At 59.5% G+C, this 14,044-nt stretch carries 13 protein-coding genes; 7 read left to right on the plus strand and 6 right to left on the minus strand.

What is annotated here, in order from left to right; translation table 11 throughout:
- Positions 1-2,309, plus strand: a 2,309-nt coding sequence (locus PMI28_RS02520) for a DUF5801 repeats-in-toxin domain-containing protein (RefSeq protein WP_007991977.1), incomplete at its 5' end; no start/stop codon positions are given.
- A gap of 282 nt (positions 2,310-2,591) precedes the next feature.
- Here the strand turns inward: PMI28_RS02520 and PMI28_RS02515 are convergent.
- Positions 2,592-3,311: a response regulator transcription factor gene (locus tag PMI28_RS02515; RefSeq protein ID WP_007991979.1), complete on the minus strand. Its 720-nt coding sequence runs from the start codon at positions 3,309-3,311 to the stop codon at positions 2,592-2,594.
- Positions 3,308-3,571, minus strand: a complete 264-nt coding sequence (locus tag PMI28_RS02510; RefSeq protein WP_007991981.1) for a hypothetical protein — start codon at positions 3,569-3,571, stop codon at positions 3,308-3,310. The genes PMI28_RS02515 and PMI28_RS02510 overlap by 4 nt, the downstream gene beginning before the upstream one ends.
- A 595-nt stretch (positions 3,572-4,166) precedes the next feature.
- Between PMI28_RS02510 and PMI28_RS02505 the strand changes: the two genes are divergently transcribed.
- The 4 genes from PMI28_RS02505 to PMI28_RS02490 all read left to right on the plus strand — a co-directional run bounded on the left by PMI28_RS02505 (position 4,167) and on the right by PMI28_RS02490 (position 9,371).
- On the plus strand, positions 4,167-5,771 hold the full coding sequence (locus tag PMI28_RS02505) for a tetratricopeptide repeat-containing response regulator (protein WP_007991982.1): 1,605 nt from the start codon (positions 4,167-4,169) through the stop codon (positions 5,769-5,771).
- Positions 5,768-6,460 carry a sensor histidine kinase gene (locus PMI28_RS02500; RefSeq protein ID WP_007991984.1) on the plus strand — a complete coding sequence of 231 codons (693 nt, stop codon included), beginning with the start codon at positions 5,768-5,770 and terminating at the stop codon, positions 6,458-6,460. The genes PMI28_RS02505 and PMI28_RS02500 overlap by 4 nt, the downstream gene beginning before the upstream one ends.
- Before the next feature lie 201 nt (positions 6,461-6,661).
- Positions 6,662-7,906 (plus strand): glutamine synthetase family protein, encoded by a 1,245-nt coding sequence (locus PMI28_RS02495; protein WP_177318989.1) that lies wholly within the window; start codon positions 6,662-6,664, stop codon positions 7,904-7,906.
- Between the two features lie 70 nt (positions 7,907-7,976).
- Positions 7,977-9,371 (plus strand): MFS transporter, encoded by a 1,395-nt coding sequence (locus tag PMI28_RS02490; protein WP_007991988.1) that lies wholly within the window; start codon positions 7,977-7,979, stop codon positions 9,369-9,371.
- 65 nt (positions 9,372-9,436) lie between these two features.
- Here the strand turns inward: PMI28_RS02490 and PMI28_RS02485 are convergent, their stop codons facing one another.
- The 4 genes from PMI28_RS02485 to flgA all read right to left on the minus strand — a co-directional run bounded on the left by PMI28_RS02485 (position 9,437) and on the right by flgA (position 12,045).
- Positions 9,437-10,183 carry a flagellar brake protein gene (locus tag PMI28_RS02485; RefSeq protein ID WP_007991989.1) on the minus strand — a complete coding sequence of 249 codons (747 nt, stop codon included), beginning with the start codon at positions 10,181-10,183 and terminating at the stop codon, positions 9,437-9,439.
- 93 nt (positions 10,184-10,276) lie between these two features.
- Positions 10,277-10,744, minus strand: a complete 468-nt coding sequence (locus tag PMI28_RS02480) for a flagella synthesis protein FlgN (RefSeq protein WP_007991991.1) — start codon at positions 10,742-10,744, stop codon at positions 10,277-10,279.
- A gap of 48 nt (positions 10,745-10,792) precedes the next feature.
- Positions 10,793-11,119 (minus strand): flagellar biosynthesis anti-sigma factor FlgM, encoded by a 327-nt coding sequence (gene flgM / locus PMI28_RS02475; protein WP_007991993.1) that lies wholly within the window; start codon positions 11,117-11,119, stop codon positions 10,793-10,795.
- A gap of 167 nt (positions 11,120-11,286) precedes the next feature.
- Complete coding sequence (gene flgA, locus PMI28_RS02470) at positions 11,287-12,045, minus strand: flagellar basal body P-ring formation chaperone FlgA (protein WP_007991995.1); 759 nt, start codon at positions 12,043-12,045, stop codon at positions 11,287-11,289.
- 83 nt (positions 12,046-12,128) lie between these two features.
- On the opposite strand from flgA, the gene PMI28_RS02465 reads away from it, so the two are divergent.
- Positions 12,129-13,061, plus strand: a complete 933-nt coding sequence (locus PMI28_RS02465; protein ID WP_007980130.1) for a chemotaxis protein CheV — start codon at positions 12,129-12,131, stop codon at positions 13,059-13,061.
- Positions 13,062-13,106: 45 nt separating this feature from the next.
- Positions 13,107-13,934, plus strand: a complete 828-nt coding sequence (cheR, locus tag PMI28_RS02460; RefSeq protein ID WP_007980127.1) for a protein-glutamate O-methyltransferase CheR — start codon at positions 13,107-13,109, stop codon at positions 13,932-13,934.
- Positions 13,935-14,044: the final 110 nt, after the last annotated feature.

Below are 14,044 nucleotides of genomic sequence, written 5' to 3' on the forward strand. Positions count from 1 at the left end.
AGAACCTGGTGTTCAAGGACGATGGGCCAAGCATCACCACCACCGGTGCAGAGCCAACGCTGACGGTGGACGAGACGGTGCTGGCGACCAACGCGACCCAGAGTTTTACCGCCAATTTCAACTCGTCGTTTGGCGCCGATGGTGCCGGCACCCTGAACTATGCGCTGGGCGTGGTGGCCGGAGCCTCCGGGCTGACGGACACAGCTTCGGGCGAGGCGGTGAACCTGTCGCTCAATGGCACCGTGGTCGAAGGGCGTACGGCCACGGGCAACCTGCTGGTGTTCACGGTCGGCGTGGCCGCCAATGGCAGCGTCACCCTCGACCAGCTCCGGGCCGTGGTGCATGCCAACGCCAGCAATCCCGATGACTCGAAGACGTTGACCTCGGACAACCTGGTGACGCTGACGGCGACCATTACCGACAAGGAGGGCGACAGCGCCCAGGCGACGCTGAACATCGGGCAGAACCTGGTGTTCAAGGACGACGGGCCGAGCATCAGTACCACCGGGGTGGAACCGACGCTGACGGTGGACGAGACGGTACTGGCGACCAACGCGACCCAGAGTTTCGCCGCCAACTTCAATTCGGCGTTTGGCGCCGATGGGGCTGGAACCCTGACCTATGCGCTGGGCGTGGTGGCCGGAGCCTCCGGGCTGACGGACACGGCTTCGGGAGAGGCGGTGAACCTGTCACTCAACGGCACCGTGGTGGAAGGGCGCACGGCCACGGGCAACCTGCTGGTATTCTCGGTCGGCGTGGCCGCCGATGGCAGCGTCACGCTCGACCAGCTCCGGGCCGTGGTGCATCCAAACACCAGCAATCCTGATGACTCGACGAGCCTGACCTCGGACAACCTGGTGACGCTGACCGCGATCAAGACCGACAGGGACGGCGACAGCGCCCTGGCGACGCTGAACATCGGGCAGAACCTGGTGTTCAGGGATGACGGCCCGGCACTCACTTTCGGCAACCTGATCGGGACCGGTAGTGTCCTTGCGCAATCCGGGTTCTGGAATATGGCGACGGGGGCCGACGGTCTGGGTGCGGCCGGTCTGGATATCTCCTTGGTCAATAACCAGTTCACCCTCATCAGGCCAGACAACACGACCACGACCGGGACCGGCACGCTCAACGAGCTGGCGCCATCACCGGATATCAATGGCGCGTACCACTTCGCAGGAACGTTGACCGGTGATTTCGACAACAACGCCGCAACGGCGAATACCACCGTCGACTACACGCTGACCGCCTATGCCGATGGTCGCTATGCACTGGATCTGGTGCAAGGCTTCAGTTCGACGATAGTGCTCAGCAGTGCCGACGGCTCGCTCGCTGCCGGTGGCCCGGATTCGGTGCGCACGTTGTTAATTCCGCAGACGAGTAACCCGGCCATTCCTTCGACATCCGAGGAGATTGTGTTCTTTTCCGCGAAGGCGCTTGCGTCGACTGCGGACATCCTGACCGGCATCGGGCTCGGAGCACCCGACCCCACCGAAGCCGCGCTACAGACCAACCCCCTGCCGTCGTACATAGACCCGGCGGCGATGAATGTCAGCACGTCTGGCATCGGCGTCGCCAACAACGTTTTCCAGGGCGATAACCTGGCGGCAATCAGCGCCGCCGATGAAAGTTTCGTCATCAATCCAGAGAGCCTGCTGACGGGAATGAAGGTCTTCATCGACAACTCCGTGGCGGGTTACAACACGGCGACCGAAGACCTGTACTACAGGATCTACTACGCGGATGGCTCGTTTTCGAACCGCGTCGAGGTGAACACCCTGACGCCGGAGGCTGGCGGGCAGGTGTCCTTCCTCGTCCAGAAGGAGGGTACGGTACTGATCGACGCTGTCCAGCTGACGATGGGCCGGGGCGATGTCAAGATTCCAGTGATCCAGTTCATTCAGCAGAGCGAGAGTCTGGCCAGCGATGTCCAGCTGGCGTTCAGCGCGACGCTGACAGACAAGGATGGGGACTCGGCGACGAGTACGTTTGCCGCCAACCTGTTCGCCAACGACCCGGCCAACGCATCCTTCGACTTCTCGCTGGCTGGGACGATCGCTAAGCAGGATGCGTTCAACATCGATCTGTCAGTCAATGAGAACCGGTACCAGGTCACCGGCTTCGATGTGGGCTCAGGCGTGCAAGACAAACTGGTGCTTAACGGCGACCCGAATGCCGTTGTCCAATCGATCAACAACACCGGCGCAGACGGCGTCGTGACGGTTGCCGAGTCTGGCGGACAAACAACGACCATCACCTTGGTCGGGGCCCATATCCAGAGTACCGACATCTTTTTTGGCAGCGCTTGAGGCTTTGCGCGCGTGAACGGATGCGAGGGTGGCCTAGGAAACCACCCTCGCATTCTTTTGGCCGTTCTAATACGAGATCCCGGGATCGCATTCGCTGTGAACTGGCGAGCAACACAGGGCTTAAAGAGCGCGGCGGGTAGATACAGGTTAACGCGGCAGGATGTACCGAGAACGACATCAACATTCCGGGCACCCTGTTCCGGGTCTTCGACATGGACGGCGACACGGTGACGGCCTACCCCCTGAAAGTGAGGGGCAGACCGTCTTGTATCAACTTGAAATTCAATCCAGTTCCACCCAGGCGGAATTGGGCGGTGTTTTATTGTTGGTGAGCCCGTGTTTCAGCGCATACATCAGCAAGTCGATGCGGTTGATGAGATTAAGCTTTTGATAGATGTTGCTGAGGTGGTTGTGCACGGTGTGCTCGCTGATCCCCAGGCGCCCGGCGATGCTCACATATTTGGCGGACGGTTCGCCCACGATGGCGCAAATCAATTCTCTCTCGCGCAGCGTCAACCGCGCCTGTTTCGCCTGCTCCAGATTGCATTTCAAGGGTATATGCCCGGTCGCGGCATAGCCGGAAAGGCCGCCAGCCCAGGCTCTATCCATTGCAATGTCGCTATGGTGGACCTTGAGGATGGCCTGGATAATCGATTCCGTCGGGTCTTCCGCCAGCACGACGCCGCGAGCGCCAGCCTCTATCGCCTGGGCAGCGGGGACGGTTTCGTACAGGCCCTTGAGCAGCAGCACTTTCATTTCGGCGCTACGGGTGAGTCCCGCGACGACATCCAGAGGGTTCAGCGCATCCGGAAAGAAACTGAAAAAAATGACATTGGGCCGCAACTGATCGGCAAGATCCAGCGCATGGGTATAGGTGGTGGCCTGGCCTGTCACTTCCATCCGGGGCTTTCTGGCATTAATCAAGTCTTGAAGGCCCATAAGCACAAGGGGGCGACAATCGATCAACATCACGCCTATTGGTCTTTCCTGGTCAGTGATCATCTTCCTGACCCCCTTGAAAAACCAACGATGGCCTCCACCCGCTGGCCTGTCTGGGTCAGCAAGGTGCTCACTTGCTCGCCGCGATTGAAGAGGCGATTTGAGCGCCGGGAGGTCGTGATGGTGCTCGCCCAGGCATTGGCAACCAGCGGCCCAGGGGTCATTTCCAGCAACAGCACAGGCAGGGAGGGCGAACGTTTCCCAAAGGCAGGCAAAACCCGAGAGAGTAAATAAATACGAATAATGATCGACAGAATACGCATGATGATGTGCTCCCGCATGCCTCTCAACGGAGTCTAGGTCAGCCCGGAGCGCTGCCGGCCTGACCATCCGTCGGCCCTTGATACAAGCCCCGTGAGGGTAGGCTTGACCGATGTTCTCAAGGAGGGGGGTACCCCTCGAAAATCAAGGTATTAGGCTCGTCACGGATGACCCGCGACCAAAGTCTGACCCTGATCAAAATCGTCAATTAACCGACAAATGGTGTGCAGTTAGGAGGGCTAATTTCGACTTAGTCAATTTGTCGGCGAAACCTGCCTGGCCGAGCCGCCTGCAAGCCAGATTTTGAAGACATCAGTGAGTAGCACTGGCCGGTCTCGTTTTCAGCAACGCCTGCACATATTCAGCGTGAGCATTGAGGGAGGTTCTCAAGGGAATGCCATGGCTGGCCGATAACCCGGACAGTTACGGGCTTCTTCGTCTCTCGCTGTCGACGCATATGCTGATTGACGATGAGAAGGTGTTTGATGGCTAAGGGCTACCAGCTATCATCTGCGCGCTAAAACAGGGGCTGCGAAGCTGAGTCCGTCCGTGTATTTGCCTTTGGGTTCTTCTTCTTAAATTGCCTGGAAATCTTCGATGCTGTCGTATCACCAAAAGCGTTTTCTGATCGTCGATGATTTCTCGGACTTCCGCAGTTCGGTCAGGTCGATGCTGCGTGAACTGGGCGTCAAGGAAGTGGACACTGCCGATACCGGCGAACAGGCGCTGAAAATGTGTTCGCAGAAGCAGTACGACTTCATCCTGCAGGACTTTCACCTGGGCGACGGCAAGAAGAATGGCCAGCAGGTGCTCGAAGACCTGATGGAGGAAAAGCTGATCAGTCATGAAGCGGTGTTCGTCATGGTCACCGCCGAAACCAGCCAGGCTATGGTGCTCAGTGCACTGGAGCACGAGCCCGATGCCTATCTGACCAAGCCGTTCAACCGTTCCAGCCTGGCCCAGCGCCTGGAGCGCCTGGAGCAGCGCAAGACCCTGCTCAAGCCGATCCTGCAGGCCCTTGACCGCGGCAAACCGATGGAAGTGCTCAACGCCTGCATCGCCCTGTGCAAACAAGACATTCGTTATTCGCCGCTGTGCCTGCGCTATCGCGCCGATGCCCTGCGTGACCTCAATCAGAACGAAGCGCTGGAGCGCCTCTACGACGGCATCATTGCCGACCGTCCGTTGCCATGGGCGTTTGCCGGGCTGGGCAAGTTGCTGTTCAAGCGCGGTCAGGTCGGGCAGGCCAAAGGCATTTATGAAAAAGCCCTGAAAGTCTTCCCGATGATGCCGTCGCTGTATGACGGCATGGCGGATGTACTGGTCGCCGAAGGGGACACCAAAGGTGCACAGCGCGTTCTGGAAGAGGCGATTCGCCTGTCGCCGCTGGCGGTGCGCCGACAAGCATTGCTCGGAAAGCTGGCGATGACCAACGAGGACTTCGACACGGCGGCCAAGGCCTATCGCCAGGCAGTGAGCCAGGGCGCGCAGTCACGGTTCAAGGATGCCGAGAGCAATCTCGGCCTGGCCCATGCGTTGATCAGCAAGGGCAGCGAAAGGGGCCTGGACACGCGGACCCGACTGGAAATCAACACCACATTGAGCGCCGTGGCCAAGGAAAACCCCTCCGATCCGGGCCTGCAAATTCGGGCGCGCCTGATGAAGGCCACCAGCCTGTTGCTCAACGATGCCGAGACAGCCGACAAGCTCACCGAGCAAGCGTTGTTGCGTCTGGACGGCATGGAGCAATTCATGAGCGCCGAAGCGGCCTTGCTGGTGGCCAAGCAGCTGAAAATGCTCGGGCAGTCCGAGGCCGGCACCGCGATGCTGAAAAACTGCGTGGAAATCTACGGCGACGATCCGGCGGTCATGAAGGACATCGCCAAGCAGACCGATGACCCGACCATCCTCAACTCCGGCAACGCCGCCGCGGAACTCAACCGTCAGGGCGTGCGCGTATACAAGACCGGCAACCTGGTGGAGGCCCGGCAGGTCTTTCGCAAAGCCCTGGCAATGCAACCGAAGAACATCAGTATCGCCCTGAACATGGCGCAGTCGTTGTTGCATGGCACCGATACCGGCGTGCCTTCGGCGGAGCTGGAAGAATGCCGGACCTGTCTGAAAATGGTCGGCCTGATGCCCGATACCGACGCGCGTTATCCGCGTTACCAGAAGCTGAAAAGCAAGGCGTTTGGCCAATGAACGACAACGAACAGGCACTGGATTTCTCCACGGTGATCGCCTCTACCGTGCACGACATGAAGAACTCGCTGGCGATGCTGATGCAAGCCCACAGCCAGTGGCTGGCGCGATTGCCGGAGTCGGCGCAGCAGACGCCGGAGCAGGGCGTGATCGACTTCGAGTTCGCCCACCTCAATGGCATGCTGGTGCAGTTGCTGGGGCTGTACAAGCTCGGCGTCAACCAGATGCCGTTGCAGCCGGCCTACCATGAACTGGACGACTTCATCGAAGCGCAACTGGCTTGCCATCAGGAAGTGTTCGCCAGCCGCGGCATCATGGTCACCTATGAAGTGGACCCGCTGAGCCCTTTGGGTTTCTTCGATCGTGAATTGATCGCTTCGGTATTGGCCAACTGCATCAACAACGCCATTCGCTTTGCGCGCCATGCGGTATTGATCAGTGTCAGCGACGAGGCCGGGCAACTGGTCTTGACCATCAATGACGATGGCGAGGGGTACCCGGCGCAGATGCTCGAGCGTCAGGCCGATTACGTGCAGGGCATCAACCAAAGCAGCGGCAGTACCGGTCTGGGCCTGTACTTTGCCGGACGCATTGCCGCGTTGCATCAACGCAACGGTGTCGGTGGGCGTACCGAAATCAGTAATGGCGGACCGTTGGGCGGTGGAGTGTTCCGTCTTTTCCTGCCCTGACAGCCAGCATATTTATCGACGCTGCTTGAAATTCCGAACACGCGGAGCCTATTTTGTACGGTCGCCGTTCGCGGCCCGCACAATAACAAGGATTGCGTCATGACGAGCGTTGGCCTGAGTTCACTCGCGCAGCGATTGACGGGCATTGATGAAGTTGAATGTGTCACGCCGGATTTGAATGGCGTTCCACGGGGCAAAGTGATGACCTGCGAGGGCTTTCTCGACGGTCGACGTTTGCAGATGGCGCGGGGTGTGCTGCTGCAATGCATCATGGGCGGATACCCGCCGGCGCGGTTTTACGGCAGCGATGATGGCGACCTGGCGCTGATCCCGGACCCTGCACAAATCCACCGCTTGCCCTGGAGCAATCCACCGCGGGCCTTCGCCATTTGCGACGCGAATGAACTGGGCACCACCACCAGCTGCGGCCTGTCGACCCGTGGTCTGCTCAAGACCGTGATTGCCCGTTACGCGGCCCGCGGCCTGGCGCCCGTGGTGGCGACCGAGCTTGAGTTCTTCGTTTTTGCGCCCAACACCGACCCGACTCAGTCGTTCCAGCCGCCGCTGGGGCTGGACGGTCGCCGCGAAAACGGTCAGTCGGCGTTCAGTGTCAGCTCCAATAACGGCCTGCGGCCGTTCTTCAATGAGGTCTACGCGTGCATGGCGGCCCTGGGGTTGCCTCGCGATACGTTCATGCACGAAATGGGCGTCAGCCAGTTCGAGATCAATCTGCTGCATGGTGATCCGCTGTTGCTGGCCGACCAGACATTCCTGTTCAAGCACATGCTCAAGGAGGTTGCCCTCAAGCACGGTCTGAGCGTGGTGTGCATGGCCAAGCCGTTGGCGCATACGCCGGGCAGTTCAATGCATATTCACCAGAGCGTCGTCGAGATCGGTTCGGGACGTAATGTGTTCAGTGACGAGGCGGGGCAGGAGACGGCAACCTTCCGCCATTTCATTGCCGGCCAGCAGGTTTGCATGGCCGACTTCACCGCGTTGTTTGCGCCAAACGTGAATTCCTATCAGCGCTTGTGCCACCCTTACGCTTCACCGAATAATGCCTGCTGGTCCTATGACAACCGGGCGGCCGGCTTGCGCATTCCAGCCAGTTTGCCGGTGGCCCGCCGGGTCGAGAATCGCTTGCCGGGCGCCGACGCCAATCCGTATCTGGCGCTTGCCGCAAGCCTGGCGGCGGGGTTGCATGGCATCGAGAACGCGTTGGAACCGAGCGCGCCGATCCAGGGTGAATTCGTAGTACCGGATAATCTTTCGTTGCCGTGTACCTTGCATGCGGCACTTGAGCGTCTGAAACGTAGCCAGTTGGCCAAGGAACTGTTCGGCGCGGAATTCATCGAAGGCTACATTGCTTCGAAGACCCTGGAGTTGAGCAGTTTCCAAGATGAAATTACGCCCTGGGAGCGTCGCGTTTTAGCGGCCCAGGCCTGACGATCCGTCGACATCCGGCTATCGTTTAGCGGTAGCCGATTCTCACTGCAAGGAGCCGCTCGGAACGCCGATGCGCCAAATCTGGAAATCCTTTCGAGCGCTGTATTTCGCCTCGCTGATGATGTTGATCGGCTCGGGCCTGTTGAGTACTTACCTGGGGCTGCGCCTGGCTGCCGACCATGTCGACAGTCTGTGGGTCGGTGCATTGATGGCCGCCAACTACTTCGGCCTGGTGCTGGGGGGCAAGATCGGTCACCGCTTGATTGCCCGGGTCGGGCATATCCGGGCTTATTCGGCCTGTGCCGGGATCGTCGGCGCGGCGGTGCTGGGCCATGGCCTGGTCGATTGGCTGCCGGCCTGGCTGTTCCTGCGGGTGATCGTCGGCCTCGGCATGATGTGCCAGTACATGGTGATCGAGAGCTGGCTGAACGAACAGGCCGAAGCCAGGCAGCGCGGGTTGGTGTTCAGCGGTTACATGATCGCCTCCTACCTGGGGTTGGTGATGGGGCAACTGATTCTGGTCATGCATCCGGCGCTGGGGCTGGAACTGCTGATGTTGGTCGCCCTGTGCTTCGCCTTGTGTCTGGTGCCGGTGGCCCTGACCCGACGGATCCACCCGGCGCCACTGCATCCGGCGCCGATGGAGCCACGGTTCTTTATCAAGCGCGTGCCGCAGTCATTGAGTACGGTGCTTGGGGCGGGCCTGATAGTGGGGTCGTTCTACGGTCTGGCGCCGCTGTATGCCTCGCAACAAGGGTTGTCCACGGAGCAGGTCGGCCTGTTCATGGGTAGCTGCATTTTTGCCGGGCTGCTGGTGCAGTGGCCGTTGGGCTGGTTGTCCGACCGCTACGACCGGGCGGTGTTGATCCGCAGTTTCGCGTTCAGCCTGGCGCTGGCCGCACTGCCGTTGGCGATCATGCCGCAGGTGCCACTGGAGGTTCTGTTTCTCGCCGGTTTTGTCTGTTCGCTGGTGCAGTTCTGCCTGTATCCGTTGGCGGTGGCGTTCTCCAATGACCACGTCGAAGGTGATCGCCGGGTGTCCCTGACGGCGATGTTGTTGGTGACTTATGGTGTGGGTGCGAGTATTGGGCCGCTGGTGGCCGGGGTGCTGATGAAGCTGTTCGGCAGCCAGATGCTCTATGCGTTTTTCAGTTTCTTCGCGTTGGTACTGGTGTGGCGAATTCGTCCGAAAGCGGTGACCAACCTGCACCAGGTGGAAGATGCGCCGCTGCATCACGTGGCCATGCCGGACAACATGACGAGTTCGCCGCTGGTGGCCTGCCTCGACCCGCGTGTTGATGAGCAGGTGGTGCAGGATCAGATGACCGGTCCGGTAAGTGCCGGGCCAGAGCCTGAATCAGAGCCTGAATCAGAGCCTGAAACAGTCACCGAAACTGAATCCGGTCAGCCGCCGGAAGATCCTGATACAGGGCGGGATCCCAACTTCAGCGGGGCCAGGCCTTAAATATCCAGGGCACAAAAAAACGGGCAGTCACCGCAAGGGACTGCCCGTTTTTTGTTGACGCTCTATCAGATGTCGTCTTTGTCGAAGCGACGCGCTTCGCGTTGCAACTGGTAGACGAAGCGTTCGACCTGACGCTGCACCAGCCCGCTCATGTTGTGGAAGCGAACGCCGGCGAAGGTGGTGGAGATCTTTTCTTCGAAGTGCAGATAACGCAACTCGACCGGAGCGGTCATCTTGCCAAAGGGCAGTTCGGCGCTGAAACGGTCGTAAACCTGACCCAGTTGCAGGCTGCCAGTGATGTCGCCGTCGAAGCGCAGCTTGCAGCCGGTAGCGGAAATATCCAGCAGCTTGCCGCTGATCGAAGTCTTGAGCTTTTCGCCGTCCAGGTTGACGTTGACCAGTTGGGCCAGCTTCAGCGCGGCGCGGAACGCATTACGACGCTGGTGGTACACCACTTCATCGGGCAGGCTGCCACGATAGCAACGGCTGCTGCCGGATTCGTCGATGGTCAATTGGCCGTTGCTTTCCCAGGCGATGCGCACGCCTTCGTGGAAGCCTTCGACCTTGAACGGTTCGCCCGCCAGCAGGTAGCGCTCGCCATCGCGGGGGATCATTTCGTCCAGGGCCATCATGTTGCTTTCACGGTCCAGTTCCACCAGATAGCTCTGGAAGCGCTGGCTGCGCTCGTGGAACGTGATGATCAGCGGGTCATGGCTTTCGAGCAGCTGGCGAAGGTTGCCGGAGATTTCCAAGGGCGTGGAGAGCACCTTGGGTGGCTGCGGAGCATCATCCACGGATAAGGCATTGGACACGGTTAATCAATCTCCAGACAAAATTTGACTACGGCTAGCCAGCATTTTGCCAGCATCTTTTGCGTCTTGGATAGAGCGGGCTCATCGAACGGTTTAAGCCTGACTGAGCGGGCGTGGCTTAGCAAGCTTGGAGAAGGTTCCGCTGGCATCGTAAAGCGCTGGGGTTTCACCGCCGGTAAGGATTTTCAGCTGGGTGGCTGTAGCGGCTTGCTGAGTGAGGATCGACTGGCCGTTGTTGGCGTTGATGGCCTGGCACTGGGCAATGAGATCGGTCAGTACGTCACTTTGCGCCAGCAACTGGTCGCCAATGCTCGACTGGCTGGCCAGTTGCTCCAGGCCGTCGCGATTGGTCGGCAGGTTGAGGCTGGCGAGAATTTCACTGCGCTTGCGGCCATGCTGTTCGAGCAAAACGACCAATGCCTGTTTCTGCGCCAGGATGTCCTCGAGCAATGGCATGTCGCGACCATGCAGCGCCAGGGATTCGGTCTGCAGCAACTCCAGCAAGTGTTGCGCCGGAGCAAAGTCGTCGGTGATCAGTTGCAGTAAATGAGTGTCGTGCATGGCTGGCCTTGGGTTTTAAGCGTCCAAAAGCCTGGCGCCGGCGGTGGCCTAGCGCTGGGCTTCGAAATTGAGCAGTTTGCTGGCTACACGGTTGCTGTCGACCTTATAGCTGCCATCGGCAATCGCTGCTTTCAACTCGGCCACGCGGGCGTTGTCGACGGCAGGCTGATCGCGCAGCTTGTCAGTGACCTTCTGCAACTGTTGAGCCTCATTGCTGAGATGTACCGATTCCCCGCTTTTGACGGTACCGGCCTGTTCGGCCGCGGACTCCAGCGGCACGGATTTGCCGGCTTCGGCGCTTTCCTTGCTGGCGCTGGTACGTGTACTGCCCGAAAGGGACGAGGAGCTGTTTAATCGGCTGAAATCGATGACCATGATAAAAAACCTCTGGGAATTTGGACGCTTGCCATGGTTTCGGCCATTCCCTGGAAAACTTTAGGCTCATTTATCAATGAGCCGTGCGCGCGCCAGCGCTTGCCCTGCATGGAGCACAGTCTAGGGAACAGCCAGCGCAAGCGCCACATTCTGATGAACAGAGATCCTTACATGGACACTTCCACCTGCCCCGGCGCCGTGACCTGCGCCTTGATGACTCGCTGGGAATTGAGGTTTTTCACCCGGATCTGTTCGCTCAGGCTGCCATTTGACAGGGCTTCGCCCGGCATGCGCACGCTGAGCGTACCGCTGCGGGCGGTAATTACCACCTGATCACCCTTGCGGATGACCTCGGCCTGTTCGATATGCACCAGGGTAATCACCTGGTCGGTGACCATTGGTCGGGTCAGTCGCTGGCCGATCGCCTGATCGAGGGTGGTCAGGTAGCCCTGGCCGATCAGGCTGATATCGCGTTCGCGCAGGACCACATCCCCAGGCTCGACAATGGCTGCGCGGCGCAGTGGCCGGGCGGAGGTCACAACATCGCGAAACAGGCGGACTTGAGCGGGTACGAAGACCGTCCAGGGGGATGCGCCCTCGCAGCGGACCTTGACCGTGACCCGTCCCAGCGGCTTTGGACTCTCAAGGGTTGCTGTCAATTCCTTGTCGCACATGGGCATGTGCATGCGCGGATCGAGCGGGTTGACCTGGATCTCGTAGCGACCTTCGGTTTGACTGGTCGCCAAATAGTCTTCTACGGTGAATTCAAGAAAGCCCTGAGTGACGCCGATAAGCATGTCAGGCAAGGTAACCGCGTCAGCAAGGGCAGGGCTGCCAGTGTTGAACAGGCAAACAGCCGCCAGCACGCCGAGCAATTTGCGATAGGGTGTGGTCAGGCGTCGAAAAAATGTCGGTTCTGTGTTCATAACGATTAAAAAAGCAAGCGCCGTGCCGTTTAGTGATGAGGGCGCGTCGCAACAACACTTGGCGTTGGTGTAGGAGTCTGGGCATGGCTGGTGTAATGGATTCGGTAAACCAGCGCACGCAACTGGTGGGGCAGAATCGCCTTGAGCTGTTGTTGTTCCGTCTCGACGGCCAGCAGCTGTACGGGATCAACGTTTTCAAGGTTCGGGAGGTGCTGCAATGCCCTAAACTGACGTTGATGCCCAAGTCCAGTCCTGTCGTGTGCGGCGTGGCGAACATCCGGGGGGCGACCATTCCGATCCTTGATCTGGCGATGGCGACCGGCTCCGGTGCGTTGAAGGACAAGAACAATCCGTTCGTGATCATCACGGAGTACAACACCAAGACCCAGGGTTTCCTGGTTCGCTCGGTGGAGCGCATCGTCAACATGAACTGGGAGGAGATCCATCCGCCACCCAAGGGCACCGGACGCGATCACTACCTGACGGCGGTGACGCGGGTCGACAATCAGTTGGTCGAAATCATCGACGTCGAGAAAGTGCTGGCGGAAGTGGCACCGACGCCGGAAGCGATTTCCGTGGGTGTGGTGGATGTCGAAACCCAGCACAAGGCACTTTCGTTGCGCGTGCTGACGGTTGACGACTCGTCGGTGGCGCGCAAGCAGGTCACGCGTTGCCTGCAAACGGTCGGCGTCGAAGTGGTGGCGTTGAACGACGGTCGGCAAGCGCTGGACTACCTACGCAAACTGGTCGACGAGGGCAAGAAGCCGGAAGAAGAGTTCCTGATGATGATCTCCGACATCGAGATGCCGGAGATGGACGGGTACACCCTGACGGCGGAAATCCGCAACGACCCGCGCATGCAAAAGCTTCATATCATCCTGCATACTTCGTTGTCGGGGGTTTTCAATCAGGCGATGGTCAAGAAGGTCGGTGCCGATGACTTCCTGGCCAAATTCCGTCCTGATGACCTGGCATCCCGGGTAGTCGACCGGATCAAAGCAGCAGATATCAGCTAGGGGCCCGCGCCCCTGGCAGTCAACACGATTTAAGAGGCGGCATCATTGTCTACGGGTAATTTGGATTTCGAACAGTTCCGGGTATTCCTGGAAAAAGCCTGTGGCATTTTGCTCGGTGAAAACAAGCAGTACCTGGTCTCCAGCCGTCTCAACAAACTGATGGAACAGCAAGGCATCAAGTCTTTGGGAGAGTTGGTTCAGCGCATGCAGACCCAGCCGCGCAGCGGTTTGCGCGAGCAGGTGGTGGATGCCATGACCACCAACGAAACCCTGTGGTTTCGTGACACCTACCCGTTTGAAGTCTTGAAGAACAAGGTACTGCCCGAAGCGATCAAGGCCAGTCCCGGCCAGCGCCTGCGCATCTGGTCGGCGGCATGCTCGTCGGGCCAGGAACCGTACTCGCTGTCGATGTCCATCGACGAGTTCGAGCGGGTCAATATGGGCCAGTTGAGGATGGGCGTGCAGATCGTTGCCACCGACCTGTCCGGCACCATGTTGAACAACTGCAAGACCGGCGAGTACGACAGCCTGGCCATTGGCCGCGGTCTGTCGCCCGAGCGCCTGCAGCGTTATTTCGACCCGAAAGGGCCGGGACGCTGGGCGATCAAGGCGCCGATCAAGAGCCGGGTGGAATTCCGCTCCTTCAACCTGCTGGACAGCTACGCGAGCCTCGGCAAGTTCGACATCGTGTTCTGCCGCAACGTGTTGATCTACTTCTCCGCCGAGGTGAAGAAGGACATCCTGTTGCGCATCCACAGCACGTTGAAGCCGGGCGGCTACCTGTTCCTCGGTGCTTCCGAAGCGTTGAACGGTTTGCCGGATCATTACCAGATGGTCCAGTGCAGCCCGGGGATCATTTACCAGGCGAAGTGATTCTGCTGGCGCTACGCCTTCCTTGTAGCAGCTGCCGAAGGCTGCGTCCGGCTGCGCAGCAGTCGTAAATCCGGTTTGCACGATCTCTCTGACGTACCGCGAACTCTGAT

This window comes from Pseudomonas sp. GM48, from assembly GCF_000282335.1.
Classification (GTDB): Bacteria; Pseudomonadota; Gammaproteobacteria; order Pseudomonadales; family Pseudomonadaceae; genus Aquipseudomonas.